Raw genomic sequence first — 15,009 nt, 5'->3', positions numbered from 1 at the left:
GGCCCCGCTGTTGATTTCCGTTGAGAGTTGACCCGGGATTTCCATCGAGAAGTGACCCGGGTGGGTAATATGTCCCGCTGTGCGGGCAGTGGGTCAAGCGGGTGATTTTTCCCTTCTGGATTTGGGCGCTGCCGAACTGGCGCGGAAGCGGAAGCTGTCGTTTCCGGTCTCGAGGATGTGACAGTGGTGGGTGAGCCGATCGAGCAGTGCGGTGGTCATCTTGGCATCGCCGAACACACCGGCCCATTCGCTGAAGCTGAGGTTGGTGGTGATGATGACGCTGGTGCGCTCGTAGAGTTTGCTGAGCAGGTGGAACAGCAGCGCGCCGCCTGACGCGCTGAACGGCAGGTAGCCCAGCTCGTCGAGGATAAGCAGGTCTAGGCGCAGCAGCCGATCGGCGAGCTGACCGGCCTTGTTCATGGCCTTTTCCTGTTCCAGCGCATTGACCAGGTCGACGGTGGCGAAGAAGCGGACCTTCTTGCGGTGATGCTCGACGGCCTGCACGCCGAGCGCAGTGGCAATGTGGGTTTTGCCGGTGCCGGGTCCGCCGATCAGCACCACGTTGTGGGCGCCGTCGATAAACTCGCCGCGATGGAGCTGGCGGACCAGGGCTTCGTTCACCTCGCTGGATGCAAAATCGAAGCCGGCCAGGTCCTTGTAGGCCGGGAACTTGGCCGCCTTGATCTGGTAGGCGATGGACCTGACCTCGCGTTCGGCAACTTCGGCCTTGAGCAACTGGGAGAGGATCGGAACGGCCGCATCGAACGCGGGCGCCCCTTGCTCGATGAGGTCATCGACGGCTTGGGCCATGCCATACATCTTGAGAGAGCGCAGCATGACCACGACGGCGGCGCTGGCGGGATCATGACGCATGGCGCAGATCCTTGTCCCGCAGGGTATCATAACGTGCGACGTTGGCCTTGGGTTCGCGGCGGAGGATCAGGGCCTGCGGGGCATCGATCCTGGGCGGAGTGCCGTCCTTGCCGTCGACCAGGCGGTGCAGGATATTGAGGATATGGGTCTTGGTCACGACGCCGGCCTCGAGAGCCAGTTCGACGGCACACAGCACGGCCTGTTCGTCATGGTGCAGGACCAACGAGAGGATCTCCACCATCTCCCTATCGCCGCCGGGGCGCTTCAGAAGTTGGCTCTGCAGCTGCCGGAACGCCTCCGGCATCTCGGTGAAGGGCGCGCCATTGCGCAGGGCTCCCGGTTTGCGCTGGATCACCGCGAGATAGTGCCGCCAGTCATAGATCGTCCGTCCCGGCTGATCATGGGATCGTTCGATGATCCGCCCATGCTCGCACAGGATCTGTCCCTCGGCGGCAATGACGATCCGCTCGGGATAGACCCGCAGACTTACCGGCCGGTTGGCGAAGGACGCGGGGACGCTGTAGCGGTTGCGCTCGAAGGAGATCAGGCATGTCGGCGATACTCGCTTGGTGTGTTCAACGAAGCCGTCGAAGGGCCGCCCCAGCGGCATCAGGCTCGCGATCTCCGCGGCATGCACGTCGGCGATGGTGCCGGGCAGCACGCCATGCGGAATCTCTCCCCACTGCGCGATGCATTGCTCCTCGAGCCAGGCATTGAGCGCATCGATGTCCGGGAAGGCTGGCATTGCCTGCCACAATCGCCGCCGTGCATCCTGGACGTTCTTCTCGACCTGACCCTTCTCCCATCCTGCGGCCGGGTTGCAGAACTCCGGCTCGAACAGATAGTGGCTCGCCATGGCGGCAAAACGGGCGTTGACCTGCCGCGCTTTGCCGGTGCCGATCTTGTCGACCGCGGTCTTCATATTGTCGAAGATTCCTCGTTGCGGCACGCCGCCCAGAACCCGGAAGGCCTGGGTCATGGCATCGAACAGCATCTCGTGGGTCTGCAGTGGATAGGCCCTGACGACGAAAGCCCTGCTGTGCGACAGCTTCGTGTGTGCGGCCTGCAGCTTGGTCTGCTTGCCGCCGATCATGGCCCAGTCCTCGCTCCAGTCAAACTGGAAGGCTTCGCCGGGTCGGAAGATCAGCGGCACGAAAGTCCCGCGACCACTGGTCTGGGCATCGCGCTGCCGGTCGGCCTTCCAGGCCCGCGCGAAGGCTGCCACGCGGTTGTAGGAACCCTCGTATCCCAAAGCCACGAGATCGGCGTGCATCTGCTTAGCTGTGCGCCGCTGCTTGCGTGACTTGCCAGCTTCGATCCGCAGCCAGGCCGACAGCTTCTCGGCAAACGGGTCCAGCTTGCTCGGCCGCTCTGGGACCTTGAACTTCGGCTCCACAGTATCCGCGCGCAGGTACTTGCGGATCGTGTTGCGCGACAAGCCCGTGCGCCGCTCAATCTCCCGGATCGGGATGTTTTGCCGGAAATGCCAGCGTCGGATTACACTCAGTAACGCCATGTCGATCACTCCTGGATCCCCCGACAAATCAGCCAGGGGAACGATCAAAACATGGGTCAATTCTCAGTGGAAATTTGTGCCCCTCCCGGGTCAACTCTCAACGGAAATCAACAATAATCCTCCAGATCGAGGTCGGCGATCGTTGTTTCGTCAACCATAGTAAAAGTCAGCCGCCAGTTCTTGGTGACGGTCATGGCGAAAGTCCCTGCCCGCTCACCGGACAGCGGGTGGAAGCCGAAATTGGAAGGACACGCCAGTTCATCAAACGAGCCTGCACCCACGATGTACTGAAGCATGTTGATCACGCGACGATGCTCGATAACGCCTTTGGTCAACCCTGTGGTGGACATCTTGCGAAGCGCATTGTGCGTGATGCTTTCGATTTCCACGCGTCAAGTCATGGGCGACACGGCGGCGCGTGTCGACCGGCGCTTGACAGGGGCGGCCTAGCTGTACCGAGCCACAACACACATCACCCTTCATCCGCAAAGGCGATTGATCCTCCCCGCTGCCGTCCGTTGGCGCTTCGAGCGAACCCCATTGCACCCGTCTGCGGCGGTTATGCCAGCGTTTCGTGAGAGCACGCCTTTCTGAATCGCCGCGATTGAAGATGCATTGGCGACATGTCACCTTTGCATAGCGGATTTCGGGGCGGCACAACGATGGAACTTCTTGAATGGCTGAGATCGGGTGTGGAGCTAGCGCTCGAATGGCTCAAATCGAAGGGCGCGCCGGAGTGGATCGAGAGCGTTCCGACAGCCATCACCATCATCCTGGCGCTGGTCGCTCTCCTGCTGATCTATCAGGAGTTTGCGAAATGCTTCATCCTGCTTCGCCGAATGAACCCGAACCAGAGGCGCGGTAGTTTTAGCCAAGTGTTTGGAAGCGTGCTTCGCCTCGCTTTCACGGACCGCGCCTTGCTCTCTCTCGACCGACGCACCCTGGCCAGGCGCACGCGCATATTGATCGAGCACGAGATGTTCTCGACCAAGCCGCAGCCCGATTGGCGAGACTCAGGGACTGAGCCAGTGGAGAGTCTGTTTCCCATTCGGGCCATCACGACCCTGGGGCGCTGGCGCAAGATGAAGGTCGCGTATTGGAAAAAGCGGCGCGAGTGGTGGAAAAGCATGCGGCGCGCGCTGGCGATCGAGGGTAATTGGACGATCTATGTCGACAATCCGGCGCTCGTGAGCGCCCGCATTGAAGAGATCGAACGATACTTCGAATGTCTGCACTCGCTGGGCTATGAAGGCGAGGAGGGCGATCGCTTCATTTGCCCGATCGAGATCGCATCGGGGTTCGTCACGCCCCTGCATCTGTTGACGGGGCTGCTGGTAAAATTCGACCAGAAATGGCCGCAGATCCTGGAGTCATTCGATCGGGACGCGAACACAGGAGCGCAACACAAGCCGCTATCGGCAAGCGACCGCGACCTTCGGCAGATCCAACTCTTCATCTACAATTGCTGGCTGCTCTGGGGGCCCAGCATCCCGATCTGCGAATGCCGCAATTGGGCCGCCCGTTACTCGGTCATCCAGTATGGCTTTGGCGACGAGAACAACTCCGTCGAAATTGTCGGTGAAAGCAAGGAAATCCGCAGCAGCCTCGAACAGCTGATGGCAGCGCAGATCGAGCACGAGCGCGCCATTCGTACCATAGGCGCCGATCGCCCCGAACCAAAGCCGTTCACGGGCATGGCTATTCCTGCAAACGTCATTGGCCGTGTGCGACTATCGGGCAGTCTGGGCGGACGCCAAAAGGAGCAAGTCAATGCGCTGCCGCGTGCGGCGCTCAGCAGTTGGGGCGGATCGCAAGACGAGCGACCGGTCTTGTTCATTTCCGAAATCGTCGCCTCGAATGCGGTCGAAGGAGACGTCGAATTCCGCGGCGCGCGGCGCGGTCGCATCGCGGCGGACGCAAACGCACTGCCATCCCGATATTACTCGGCCTATCTTTGGGCGGCGATCGTCGTGCTGGTTCCCACCGCCGAGGGGGCGATCGCAATAAATAGCCTGCCCACCGAGGGTGCTGAACCGTGGAAGGACTTCATCCCCTTCTTCGAACACGGAAATCTGGCTGATCCCGAAAGCTGCCTGTTCGGAAAGCGTCAGCTCGCAACGAAGGTGATAACCGGCCTGGCGTCCGCACTTCGCGACTGGGGCGAGGATCGCGAGCCGCTTCATTTCGCGTTCGCCTGCGCAATCGACGAGGCGGGGTGCGGGCATTCGCTCGCGTATCCGGAGTGGTCGGGCCACGTAACAATGCGTGAACTGATCGGTGAGGCGCTGAACACCCTCGCCCTCACTGACCCCATCATAAAGCGTATGCGCGACGATAAGCTCCTCGATATGAAGCACTTTAGCGGCGCCCCGGGGCAACATGATTTCTCGGCCTGCGGTTTCCCGACCATCGTCGCGTCACATTACGCGCGCATGGAGAGCGCCGAACGGATGCTGTGAGGGCGATCGGGGCGATCGAGCTCTGCTACGGGATCGTTGAGGGCCCTGAGATATGGCAGCGGATCGAGCAGCGCGATCGCCTCGCCCGCCGCCCGCATCCGTTCCAGCGCATTCAGTTGCTCGGTCGCAACGGCGACCCGGTCGAGCGGTGCGCCCTTGAGAACCGAGATCCCAAAAAAGCCCGCCAGGTGGTGGCGCAGCACGGCCGGATCTATCTGGTCGCCAGATATCCCCATGACTGAATAGACGAGCGTATCGTCGGCACTCTGTTCATCTGACAGCGGCGGCTGAACGTAAGGGAAATCGACAACGCGGGCCTGCATGCGCGCCCAAATCAGCAGACGCGCGAATTGATCCATGCCACTGTGTTCAGAGTCGCGCTCATAGGCCTCGCGCGACATGCTAAACGGGTCATTCTGCTCGATGAAGATGGCGACCCCAGCGGCATCGTCTTTACCGAACAGCGATCCGATCAGATCCGACAACGCCCCGATAAAGGTCCGCAAGGCACCCCGTCCCCGCGCGGCCGGGCAAATATAGAGGTAGTTGAGATTGGCGGTGGCCGGCAGGCCAGGCGCCGCAGGTGCTAGCGAGATAAAGTTCGCGCCGCCGATCATCTGACCTGAATGGGCGTCACGCGCAACAACGCAGAGCTCGCGAAACGCCCCAAACTGACGCGCCAACCGGGCGTGTTCAGTTCCGTGATTGAGCGCCAGGCAGCGCGAAAAACCACTGCGATCTTCAGTCTCCTCGGGGAGCGTGAAGTTCTCCTCATAGCCCTCAAAAAAGCGGTCGAACGTTGCACTTTCGACGGTGTCGGTCACGTCCAGAGAAAGATGGAGATTGGTCATATCCTTCCTTCACCACAGCAACTCTCTTGCTTCAACCATCACAGACTGAAGGGCAACAGATGTGCAAGGATATCCGCACTCTCAAGAAATGGCGAAAAACTGCCAATCCCGCCAAGCGTCCCGGAACGAGGGTGCGGATAACATCCCCTCAAACCCGCAGAAAACCGGCATGCACCCGTGCGTGAGGTGTGTATCCGAATTATGGGTCCGATGCGTCAGCATCACGGCCCTTCCAGCGGTCCGGAAATAGGGCTGCCCGGTCAGGCCGCGCGCAGCACGTCGCGGGCCGCGTCGGGCAGCCGGGCGATGACCAAGAGATAGGCGCTGGCGGTGGCATCGGGCTGACGGCGGCCCTGTTCCCAGCCCTTCAGGGTGGCCAGCGGGATATGGTAGGCGCTGGCGAAAGCCTGCTGCGACAGCCCCAGCTCCTCGCGAATCGCGCGCACGTCTGGCACCTCGATCGTATGGACGCGGGCCACCTTGCCCTTGCCCTGGGCGTGCGCTGCGGCCTCTTCCATCGCCGCGATCAGGTCCTTGCCATAGTCCGACATCGCCATGCTCCTTACGCTCAATCCACCACGCTCTTGATCGTCGCCGCAAAGGCGGCCACCGCCTTCTTCTCGTCCGCGCTCAGGTCCGTTCCCTGCGCCTTGGCATAGGCCAGCAGCAGGTACAGCGGACAGTCGGGGTGGTAGTAGAAATAGATCACCCGCGCCCCGCCGCGCTTGCCGCTCCCCGAACGCGCCCAGCGCAGCTTCCTTACTCCGCCGGTGCCGGGGATCACGTCGCCCGCCTCAGCGGTTATGGGCGACGTAATTGACCAGTGCGGCCTGTTCCTCCTCGCTCCAAGTCTTCTCGGCCGCGCGCAGAAAAAAGTGCGTCGCGGCAACGGTGATCGGACGGGTCTTCACCGCGACCATATACGTCAATGACGCCCAAATAGCGAGCCGGTGTTGAGCTGCTCATCCGCTCTCGCCACACCTGCTGCCATGATCGCGACGGCCCGCACATCACCTTCTCAGCCGCTGGCCCTTCCGGGCCGCAAAACCGCCTCTGGCGGTCTCGCAGCCGTGCCCCGGCTTCGTGCCCGTCGCCGGGGTCGAGTAGCCGCAGCAGATTACTCTGCTGCGGCTCTCTCAGAACCGGACATGCGGGCCACGCATCCGGCTCTTTGGATTGATATATCAAAGCGCCAGCGATAGCTGGTTCGATACCAACGGCGAGTTCAGGTCGAACCATCGGGCCTGCAGCGAAGTCAGCCGCCCATTGAACCATGACGGCGGGTAGGCTTGCACGCTTCGGCCAATCCCGGTTTTTGCGACTTCGCGGTTGCCGCTCGCATCGTGCAGGATCGTACGATCGCCGACGGCATTTCGCCGGATATCAATCCTACAAGCCGCACCTTGCTCGTGGCTCTGACCGAAGACGGTTCGCTTGGTGCGTTGCTGAAGGCAGGAGCCCGCCTGCATCAGGCCGGCTGCAATGGCTGCATCGGAATGGGCCAGGCACCCGCACAGGGGCGCAACAGCCTGCGCACGGTTCCGCGTTTTTGGTGTTTGACAGCATGATAGCTTAGCGCATGCTTGTCCTTGGTCCTAGGACAGCGGACATACGGGTTCATCATGAAAAGCCAAGACATCGTCATATTGCTCAAGCTGGTGAGTTTGGAAGACCAGATCAGGCAGGGCTGCCTTGATGAACCGGTAAGCTCCGACCCATTTGCATTGCGAAGTCTGGAAGGCGCATTGGGCATCAGCAAATCGGAGATAAGCGCATCACTCCGGCGCAGTATCGCTGCGAAATTGGCCATCAAGTCCAACGATCGTCCGAAAGTGAACCGCCGCAATCTTACCGAATTTCTCCAGCACGGGCTGAAATATGTGTTCCCCGCCAAACCTGGTGCACCACAGCGGGGCGTCGCCACTGGCTTTGCTGCGCCCATGCTCGAAGGGCAACTCGTTAGCTCCGGCGCGGATATCTATGTGTGGCCTCACGCCGAAGGAAGCCAGCGAGGGTCATCTATAACGCCATTGTTCAAATCTGTCCCCGAAGCAGCTCTCAAAGATGAGCGACTTTACGAATTGCTGGCGCTGGTCGATGCGATCAGGCTGGGCAATCAGCGCGAAGCAAATCTGGCCCAAGACAGGTTCGAAGAACGGATGGCGCGCGCATGAGCCTTCGAGGTGAACTTCTCGCAATGCTGGAGACTGTCGCCGAAGCATTGGGCGATGATCTGTGCCAGCAGATGATGGGGAGGACGAATGCCGGTAATCGCCGAATTCGGTGGCGTTTACACCCACTCGGCAGTCCGATGGAACTTGCCATTCATTCATCGTAACTGCTGCACGGGGCCCTCGCTGGAGTTGACGGGGCAGTCGACAGAGCCCCGTCATGGTTCGTGCGAGGGCGCCGTAGCCGAGGATGAACCGGAAGATCTCGGACACCATACGCCAGGTTTCGGCGAGAGCGTGATTGGCGGACGGATCGCCGAGTAGATCGATCCAGAAAAGCAGGCGATCCAGTGGTTTCGAACTTCCCTTCGGCCCAGTCGCTAACCCTGATGCTCCCGTCTTCGAAGCAGGTCAGACACAACGAAGTTGGCGGTCAATTTTCGGATGCCCGGCAAATTTGCCAGCAGGCCGCTTTTGACGTGTTCGTACTCTCCCACGCTCTTCAGGCAAAGGCGTAGAGAATAGTTCATGTCGTTGGACAGCAGCAGGCATTCTCGCAGATTGGGCCAGTTCAGCACGGCCTCTTCGAAACGCGCGCGATAGCCTGGTTGGCGCCTATCGATTTCGATCTGGATGATGACATCGATGCCGGTTTGTTGCTCGGTAGCCGGTTCAGGCAGGGTGGATAAGCCTTCGGCCCGCAGCGGTTTCGCCTCGACCTGTGGCGTCTCAAGCTGATCGCCCTGCACAACCTTGATAACTGTCAGGAGCCGCTCTTGCCCATCCCGGTCTGGCCAAAGGATGGATTGCCCCTCGCGCAGACCGACAAGGCCCGCGCCTATCAGGGTGAGTATGGAAATTCGCCCCTGAACGATATCGGCTTCGCGGGGGTAGACCAATTGTACCCAGCGTGCAGTGCCATTCGCTTCATCGCGATACTTCACTGTGGCACGCATGGTGACGACGTCTTTCGGGATGCGCTCGGCTTTCAAAACCTTGGCGCGCAAAATCTCCTCAAGCAGGAGCTTGCTGACGTCGGGCGCAAGCTTCTCCGCTGAGTATGCAAGACCTGAAAGCGCATCGGCTTCGACATCGATCAAGTGAATTGGCGGCCGCTTTGCCGCCCCTGACTTTGGCATGGTTGTAACTTTCCGGTGGATGGCGTGGAGCAGCGCCGCTGTCGGGCGCCGTAGTTTCACCTTCACCCCGAGTTCGGGGCGCTATCCACCTGAACTCGGGGCTAAATGCCTGCGAGAAGCTGCCCCCCATGGCGGGCGTACCGGAAATGCCGAAGGTCAAGAATCATGAGGGTGACGTTGCCGCAATCCGTGAGAGCAGTCAAACTGCAAGCCCGTGATCGGTCATGGGTTGGTCTTCACCGATCTCTCGCATCTGGCCAGCCACACATTCCAATGCAGCCCCGCGAAACTCGATCAAGTGCGCGCCATGGTCGCCCCATGGCGTAACACCTCGATCCCGAACAGCTAACAGGCGAAGTGCTGTGGTTCGGAATGATCGCGTTATCCATGAGGCCAACGCCTCCTGCACCGTCCCAAGCGATGATATAGCGATGCGCATGCGGCCGCTGCCGCCCTCGCCTTAGACCCCATGTTCGCCTGAGCTGACTAGGTGAGTGGCCTCTCCTGCGGCATTCTGCGTTCGAGGGTTGCACCAGGTTGGCTGGTGCCGAGCCTCAAGAATGGAGGAGGCAGCATGAGCAGAGGCCGATACAACTCAAGGCACCAGTCGCGACCACTAAACCGCTCAGCATATCGGCGGGATCGTCGTCAATAGAACCCGCGATACGTGCATTCTCTTCGTCTTTTATCTTACTCTTAGAGTTAATTAGCATCGCCTTTGGAACCGTCCGTGATGGGGGGCATTCTTGAAGTTTCACCTGAGACCGAAGAAGTTTGCAACGAGCATCGAAGGAAAAGCAAAGGAAGCAGCCGGCTACATCAAAGGAAAGGTGTACGAGCCCGGCACCCGCGCTGCGAAATAATCCAGCAATTGTCGGGATGGCGCCGCTCATCACCGGGGGCGGCGCCGTCGTTCGAGAAGGCTGCCACCCTTCATCAATCATGTACAGGGAAAGGAGACGTTGCAATGAAACAGGCTGGCTCAACTCCGAAGACAACGGACAAACCGTCCGACACCGGCGCAGGTGCGCGCACGGACCGCGAAGCCAAATTCACGGTTGCCAGCAAGCCCGGCACAGATGGCCACGCCCCGGTCGACTCTGGCAAGCCGGAGCCTGACGCACCCGATCCTACCAGCGATCGCCCGGAACGCGGCCCATCCGGCGCAGCGACGCAGACGGAATTCATCAAGGAAAAAACCGAGAAACGCTGAATGCGCAGCGCCCTTTTGACTGGTTTGCTTCGTCAGTATTCGAGGCCTACCGGGATACCCTTGCTCGCTGGCGTCTTGGACAATTCATCGTGGTATTCGAGCGGCACCAGCGCGTTTAGCTCAGGAAAATAGCCTACGACCGTGCGCTCAGGCAGGTCGTAAGGTTTGACCGCCAGGCCTTCGACCCGGCGGTTCACACCATCGGCATATTGAGTGGCGAGCGCGATCTGCTGGTCCTCCACCAGCCCGAGCCGCTCCATTTCCGATGGCGCCATCATCACGATCATGCGGCTGCCCTCGAGACCGCGCAAGCGGTCCGAATAACCGTAGATCGTGGTGTTGAACTGATCGTTTGAACGCAGCGTCACGAGATGCATGCCGCCCGGATTGTCAGTGACCCCGCAAGCATTGAGCACGGTGGGATCGGTGAATTCGGCTTTGCCGCTCTCGGTCTTCCAGATGCGCTCATGCGCCGGGTTCCCGCGATAAAAGCCGCCGGGCTGATTCATCCGCGCGCTCATGTCATGGAACTCGTCTGGAAAAGTGCGGGCGATAAGGTCGCGGATCACGCCGTAATCTGCGCGCCATGCGTCCCAAGTCCAGCGTGGATTGGCGGGCAGCGTCGCTTTGGCCAGTTCGCAGATGATGGCCGTCTCGCTCATCAGGTGCCCGCTCGCGGGTTTGCGCTTGCCCTTCGAGCCGTAGATGTGGCTGAAACTGTCCTCGATCGAAACCCACTGGCTGCCGGTCTTCTGAATATCTTCCTCGGCACGCACAAGGCAGGGTAGGATCCACGAGGACTTGCCAGGCATGCAATGCGTGCGGTTGAGCTTCGTCGCAATGTGGACGGTCAGTTCCATCTGCCGCCACGCCGGATGGACGCGGCCATGATCGGGCACGGCGCGGGCAAGGTTTCCACCGAGACCGATATAGCCCTTGTTTGTGCCCTCGATCACCGCTTGGAGAAACTCCACTGTGGTGTGGCCGTCCTCCTCCGGCGTCTCAAGTCCGAACAGCTCGCGATATTTCTCGACCGGCGCAAGTTTTGTCTTCTCGGTAATGCCGACGGTGCGCTGGCCCTGCACATTTGAATGCCCGCGGATCGGGGAGCAGCCCGCCCCCTTGCGGCCGATATTGCCGCCAAGCAGCAGCAGGTTGACGAGCAGGCCGATCGACTGACTGCCGTGGACATGCTGGGTCAGTCCCATGCCATAGATACCGATCACGGTATTGGCGCTGGCATAGACGTCGCCGGCCTCGATCATCTCTGCGCGTGTAAGACCGCTAGCCTGCTCGAGTTCATCCCAAGACGTCGCCCCGAGTTTGGCAAGGAACGCGTCGAAGCCGTGCGTGTGCTGTTCGATGAACGCGCAATCGAGGATGCGTTGTTCCCCGGCGGCCTTCGCCGCCTCGTCGCGTTCGAGCACGCGTTTGCACACGCCCATCAGCGCGGCGATATCGCCGCCGGGCCGCACTTGCAGATAGAGGTGGCTCATCTGCGTCGGCTTGCCGACCGTCATCTGTAGCGGGTTTTGCGGATTGACGAACTCGACAAGACCTTTTTCCTTCAAGGGATTGAAGACGACGATCTTGCAGCCGCGTTTCACCGCCTGCTGAAGCGGGTGGAGGATGCGCGGCGAATTCGTGCCCGGGTTCTGGCCAAGGTAGAATATCGCATCACAGTGGTCGAAATCCTCCAGCTGACAAGTGCCGACGGGCGATCCTACGACCTTCTTCAGTCCTACCGATGTCGTCTCGTGGCACATGTTCGAGCTGTCCGGCAGGTTGTTATGCCCGTACATCCGCGCAAACAGCGCATATAGGTAGCTCGCCTCCAGTCCAGCTTTGCCACTGGCATAGAAGGTCACCGATTTGGGATCGAGCTTTTGCAGCTCAGCCGCTATTCCCGCGAATGCCTCGTCCCAGCTCGTTCGAACATAACGGTCACTCGCCGCGTCATAGCGCATCGGCTCGGTTAGGCGGCCCAACATTTCCAGGTCGTGATCCGGCCAGTCGGCAAGCTCGCTGACTGTATATGCCGACACATCCTCGGGTCGACAGCGGGCGCTGGTGAGATCCCAGAGCGTGGCCTTTGCCCCGTTTTCGCAAAATTCAAAGGGATGCGGCTCAGCGGGCTTCACCCACGCGCACGAACTGCACATGTATCCGGCCGGCTTGTTCTGCTCCTTGAGTGTCTCAAGCGCGCCGGGCCCGGCTTTCTGCGCGATTTCGGTGCGCGCTATGCCTTTGAGCGAGCCCCAGCCCCCGGCTGGGCCTTCATATTCGATGGGGTCGACGGTTTCGGCCATGCACGTTCTCCTCAAGGTCTGTCTGTCCAACGGATCGGCAGTCCCATCGGTTTCATGCAACCGCTTCACTTTATCGCTGCGTGGGCGCGCGCCGCAGCCATCACATGCCGTTGAACTGACTGGCCAGGATCCACATAGTGCCGCCGATCATCAGCGCAACGATAAGGCCTGTGAACAGGATCAGTTGAGGTTCGTCGCGATGGGATTTCTTCAGATCAATATGGAGGAATTATCGCGTTTCTGTGAAAAGCCGAATCGCGCCTCTTCTCTGGACCGCTTCTCCTCCCCGCATCCCGTCGGCTACCGCCACGGAGATCGTTGCTTTATGGACATCAAGCCCGATAAACATGCTATCCTGCATGCCTCTCAAAGATCCCGATGGGGGACAAAATTAGCCGCATAAGAGTGCTGATGTACGATACCGACACAGGTCACGGTTGATATCTCGCCGTCCCGACGGAAAATGCGACACGAACCGCGCGCGGATTGAATTTCCTTCCTTGGAACATCCAAGCTCTCAACGGACATGGTGTCCCCATCAAATTGCCCTTCGTATCGAGCCACTCTCCTATGGTTCCCGTCCCGGAACTCTACGGCGCCGCTCAAATCTACCAGAACTGATCGGCAGAATAGGAAGCTATTCTGCGGTCCTGGATAACCCGCTGCTTTGTTTCCGTACTCACACCGTCCTTGCAGTTCGCGAATTGCGCCTGGGTCCGCAGCTGTCATCTGGGGCAATCCGAGCGAGCAAGCCGCAAACAATCCCAAAAGTAATGGATCTGTGCAGATCTGCCTCACAACGGTTCTCCTACCCGATTTTCCTAAACGCGCTCAGGCTGCAATTGGGTCAATAAACATGCAGCATTTTCGCTTCAGTCGATCAATGTAACTTACCCACCGCCCGGACCAATCCGTGCAAAGCCAATATCGGTACGCCGATGATGAAAATGAGCGTCGTTTTGTCCAGCTGCCCATGCGGACTGGCGACTTACCGCTGTGCCGCGCTACAAATTGGCCGAACGAGAAATCCGCAGGATCAATTCTCAATCCCAAGCGAGGGCCAGAGCTCTGAGAATTGCGGAGGCTCCGTCCGGCCAAAGAAGTCGTGCTCGATGTCACATCCTGGGGTGCAGCGTCATTCAGCAGGGTGCTGAGAGCTTGGCGCGAAACGCCAAAGTGCCTCGCCAGATCCTTGGTCGTGTAGCCGGAAGGATCCACGATCTCTTCGTTCTCGACCAAGCTGCAGCCCGATTGGCGACACTCAGGGACCGAGCCAGTGGAGAGTCTGTTTCCCATTCTGGCCATCATGACGGCGGAATCCAGGATAACACCGTCAATCGCTTGCTACTCATGCCGAGTTCCGAACATCATCTGCCGAGCGTGCAGATGGCGTTCTTCATCGAGCCGGCTAAGGCATCGGTCGGAGGGGGGAGCGCGGTCTTGGCTAAGCCTGCGCGCAGTTGAGCATCTGGTCTGCCCATGCTACGTTTAAGCTTATCATAATGGAAACATCCTATTACATAAAGTGCCGATAACGGAAAGCGATGTTTCCAATGCCGAGTCCTCATCTTCCATCGATCGCGGTTCGCCGCGCGCTGGCCAGGCTAGGGTCCGATTTGCGCGACGCCCGGCTAAGGCGCAGCTTGCCCGCAGATGTCGTCGCCAGTCGCGCCTTTACCACGCGCCCGACGCTTCGCCGCATTGAGGCCGGTGATCCGGGCGTCGGAATCGGACTTTATGCCGCCGTCCTCCAGGCGATGGGACTGCTCGACGGCCTTGGCGCGCTCGCCGATCCGGCGAACGACCCGACAGGGCAGCGCCTCTCGGCCGAGACCCTGCCTAAGCGCGCGCGGATAAAGCGGCGCAAACCGCGCTCCGAGAGCACTCGACCTGACAGCAATGGCTGACGTCGAGGTGCATATCGCACTCGGCGAGGCGACGTTGCGTGTCGGAACACTCTACGCGCCCGAACGCGTCGGCGACCGCGCGCCTGTCGTCTTCGAGTATCATCCTGACTGGCTGGGCCACGACACCGATTTCTCGCTCGACCCCGCGCTGCAGCTTGGCCGCGGCGCCTTCGAGCCCACCACAGGGCTGTTCGGCTCGATCGGGGATTTGGCGCCCGACACATGGGGCCGCCGCCTCATGCAGCGCGCCGAACGCCGCGGCGCTGAGCGCGAGGCACGAACGCCACGCACGCTGACCGAAATCGATTATCTATTGGGCGTCTCCGACCGCGCGCGCCTCGGTGCCCTGCGCTTCCGCCGGGTGGGTGAGGAGTCCTTTCTTGCAGAAGAAGGCGCGGGCGTTCCCGGACTGGTCGATCTCGGCAAGCTCCTCGCCGTGACCGAACGGATCGAGCGCGACGAGGAAAGCGAGGAGGATCTGCGCATGATCTTCGCGCCAGGCTCGTCGCTCGGCGGCACGCGCCCCAAGGCCTCGGTGCTCGATCAACACGGGGCAGATCAGATACTGAAA

14 protein-coding genes and 2 pseudogenes are annotated in these 15,009 nt (G+C 60.4%); 7 read left to right on the top strand and 9 right to left on the bottom strand.

The annotated features are described in order from the left end of the window. Positions 1–93: 93 nt before the first annotated feature. The 3 genes from istB to PP1Y_RS00800 form a co-directional block, all read right to left on the bottom strand. Positions 94–873, bottom strand: a complete 780-nt coding sequence (gene istB, locus PP1Y_RS00810; RefSeq protein ID WP_013831392.1) for an IS21-like element helper ATPase IstB — start codon at positions 871–873, stop codon at positions 94–96. Further along, positions 863–2,389, bottom strand: a complete 1,527-nt coding sequence (gene istA, locus PP1Y_RS00805; protein WP_013831391.1) for an IS21 family transposase — start codon at positions 2,387–2,389, stop codon at positions 863–865. The genes istB and istA overlap by 11 nt, the downstream gene beginning before the upstream one ends. Before the next feature lie 107 nt (positions 2,390–2,496). Then, the gene (locus PP1Y_RS00800; RefSeq protein ID WP_013831390.1) at positions 2,497–2,778 is read right to left on the bottom strand and encodes a type II toxin-antitoxin system RelE/ParE family toxin; all 282 of its coding nucleotides are present in this window, start codon (positions 2,776–2,778) and stop codon (positions 2,497–2,499) included. Between the two features lie 273 nt (positions 2,779–3,051). Between PP1Y_RS00800 and PP1Y_RS25640 the strand changes: the two genes are divergently transcribed. Further along, positions 3,052–4,848 carry a hypothetical protein gene (locus PP1Y_RS25640; protein ID WP_041558035.1) on the top strand — a complete coding sequence of 599 codons (1,797 nt, stop codon included), beginning with the start codon at positions 3,052–3,054 and terminating at the stop codon, positions 4,846–4,848. Here PP1Y_RS25640 and PP1Y_RS00790 read toward each other — a convergent pair. The 4 genes from PP1Y_RS00790 to PP1Y_RS26585 all read right to left on the bottom strand — a co-directional run bounded on the left by PP1Y_RS00790 (position 4,812) and on the right by PP1Y_RS26585 (position 6,628). Further along, positions 4,812–5,699 carry a hypothetical protein gene (locus tag PP1Y_RS00790; protein WP_013831385.1) on the bottom strand — a complete coding sequence of 296 codons (888 nt, stop codon included), beginning with the start codon at positions 5,697–5,699 and terminating at the stop codon, positions 4,812–4,814. The two genes, PP1Y_RS25640 and PP1Y_RS00790, sit on opposite strands and share 37 nt — an antisense overlap. Before the next feature lie 260 nt (positions 5,700–5,959). Continuing rightward, a complete protein-coding gene (locus PP1Y_RS00785) occupies positions 5,960–6,271 on the bottom strand; it encodes a DNA-binding transcriptional regulator (protein ID WP_232512205.1) in 312 nt (103 codons plus the stop codon). Further along, positions 6,268–6,483 (bottom strand): type II toxin-antitoxin system RelE/ParE family toxin, encoded by a 216-nt coding sequence (locus PP1Y_RS26590; RefSeq protein WP_369799471.1) that lies wholly within the window; start codon positions 6,481–6,483, stop codon positions 6,268–6,270. The genes PP1Y_RS00785 and PP1Y_RS26590 overlap by 4 nt, the downstream gene beginning before the upstream one ends. A gap of 10 nt (positions 6,484–6,493) precedes the next feature. Then, complete coding sequence (locus tag PP1Y_RS26585) at positions 6,494–6,628, bottom strand: hypothetical protein (RefSeq protein WP_369799470.1); 135 nt, start codon at positions 6,626–6,628, stop codon at positions 6,494–6,496. Positions 6,629–6,994: 366 nt separating this feature from the next. On the opposite strand from PP1Y_RS26585, the pseudogene PP1Y_RS00775 reads away from it, so the two are divergent. Together PP1Y_RS00775 and PP1Y_RS00770 are read left to right on the top strand one after the other, a co-directional pair. Beyond that, positions 6,995–7,246: pseudogene (locus tag PP1Y_RS00775) on the top strand (aconitase family protein); the annotation flags it as partial. Between the two features lie 75 nt (positions 7,247–7,321). Then, positions 7,322–7,873 (top strand): hypothetical protein, encoded by a 552-nt coding sequence (locus PP1Y_RS00770; RefSeq protein WP_013831382.1) that lies wholly within the window; start codon positions 7,322–7,324, stop codon positions 7,871–7,873. A 377-nt stretch (positions 7,874–8,250) separates the two neighbouring features. Here the strand turns inward: PP1Y_RS00770 and rnk are convergent, their stop codons facing one another. Further along, positions 8,251–8,970, bottom strand: a complete 720-nt coding sequence (gene rnk / locus PP1Y_RS26580; RefSeq protein WP_065762381.1) for a nucleoside diphosphate kinase regulator — start codon at positions 8,968–8,970, stop codon at positions 8,251–8,253. Positions 8,971–9,976: 1,006 nt separating this feature from the next. Between rnk and PP1Y_RS25630 the strand changes: the two genes are divergently transcribed. After that, positions 9,977–10,222 (top strand): hypothetical protein, encoded by a 246-nt coding sequence (locus PP1Y_RS25630; RefSeq protein ID WP_041558032.1) that lies wholly within the window; start codon positions 9,977–9,979, stop codon positions 10,220–10,222. A 32-nt stretch (positions 10,223–10,254) separates the two neighbouring features. Here the strand turns inward: PP1Y_RS25630 and PP1Y_RS00755 are convergent, their stop codons facing one another. Beyond that, entirely contained in the window at positions 10,255–12,531 is a 2,277-nt protein-coding gene (locus PP1Y_RS00755; RefSeq protein WP_013831376.1) for an FdhF/YdeP family oxidoreductase, read from the bottom strand. Here PP1Y_RS00755 and PP1Y_RS25930 point away from each other — a divergent pair. From PP1Y_RS25930 to PP1Y_RS24995, 3 genes and pseudogenes are all read left to right on the top strand, one after another. Next, entirely contained in the window at positions 12,530–12,934 is a 405-nt protein-coding gene (locus PP1Y_RS25930) for a hypothetical protein (protein ID WP_158511814.1), read from the top strand. The two genes, PP1Y_RS00755 and PP1Y_RS25930, sit on opposite strands and share 2 nt — an antisense overlap. A 1,150-nt stretch (positions 12,935–14,084) precedes the next feature. After that, the gene (locus tag PP1Y_RS00750; protein ID WP_041558030.1) at positions 14,085–14,438 is read left to right on the top strand and encodes a helix-turn-helix domain-containing protein; all 354 of its coding nucleotides are present in this window, start codon (positions 14,085–14,087) and stop codon (positions 14,436–14,438) included. Next, a pseudogene (locus PP1Y_RS24995) lies at positions 14,431–15,009 on the top strand (type II toxin-antitoxin system HipA family toxin); the annotation flags it as partial. The gene PP1Y_RS00750 and the pseudogene PP1Y_RS24995, both read left to right, overlap by 8 nt.

This window comes from Novosphingobium sp. PP1Y (assembly GCF_000253255.1).
GTDB lineage: Bacteria > Pseudomonadota > Alphaproteobacteria > Sphingomonadales > Sphingomonadaceae > Novosphingobium.
The sequence above is the reverse complement of the archived record's forward strand: the minus strand, read 5'-3'. Positions and strand labels throughout refer to the sequence as shown.

Excerpts from the sequence above, each read along its gene's own strand:
- istB (WP_013831392.1), bottom strand. The coding sequence starts at position 873 with ATGCGTCATGATCCCGCCAGCGCCGCCGTCGTGGTCATGCTGCGCTCT.
- istA (WP_013831391.1), bottom strand. The coding sequence starts at position 2,389 with ATGGCGTTACTGAGTGTAATCCGACGCTGGCATTTCCGGCAAAACATC.
- PP1Y_RS25640 (WP_041558035.1), top strand. The coding sequence starts at position 3,052 with ATGGAACTTCTTGAATGGCTGAGATCGGGTGTGGAGCTAGCGCTCGAA.
- PP1Y_RS00790 (WP_013831385.1), bottom strand. The coding sequence starts at position 5,699 with ATGACCAATCTCCATCTTTCTCTGGACGTGACCGACACCGTCGAAAGT.
- PP1Y_RS00770 (WP_013831382.1), top strand. The coding sequence starts at position 7,322 with ATGAAAAGCCAAGACATCGTCATATTGCTCAAGCTGGTGAGTTTGGAA.
- PP1Y_RS25630 (WP_041558032.1), top strand. The coding sequence starts at position 9,977 with ATGAAACAGGCTGGCTCAACTCCGAAGACAACGGACAAACCGTCCGAC.
- PP1Y_RS25930 (WP_158511814.1), top strand. The coding sequence starts at position 12,530 with ATGCACGTTCTCCTCAAGGTCTGTCTGTCCAACGGATCGGCAGTCCCA.
- PP1Y_RS00755 (WP_013831376.1), bottom strand. The coding sequence starts at position 12,531 with ATGGCCGAAACCGTCGACCCCATCGAATATGAAGGCCCAGCCGGGGGC.
- PP1Y_RS00750 (WP_041558030.1), top strand. The coding sequence starts at position 14,085 with ATGCCGAGTCCTCATCTTCCATCGATCGCGGTTCGCCGCGCGCTGGCC.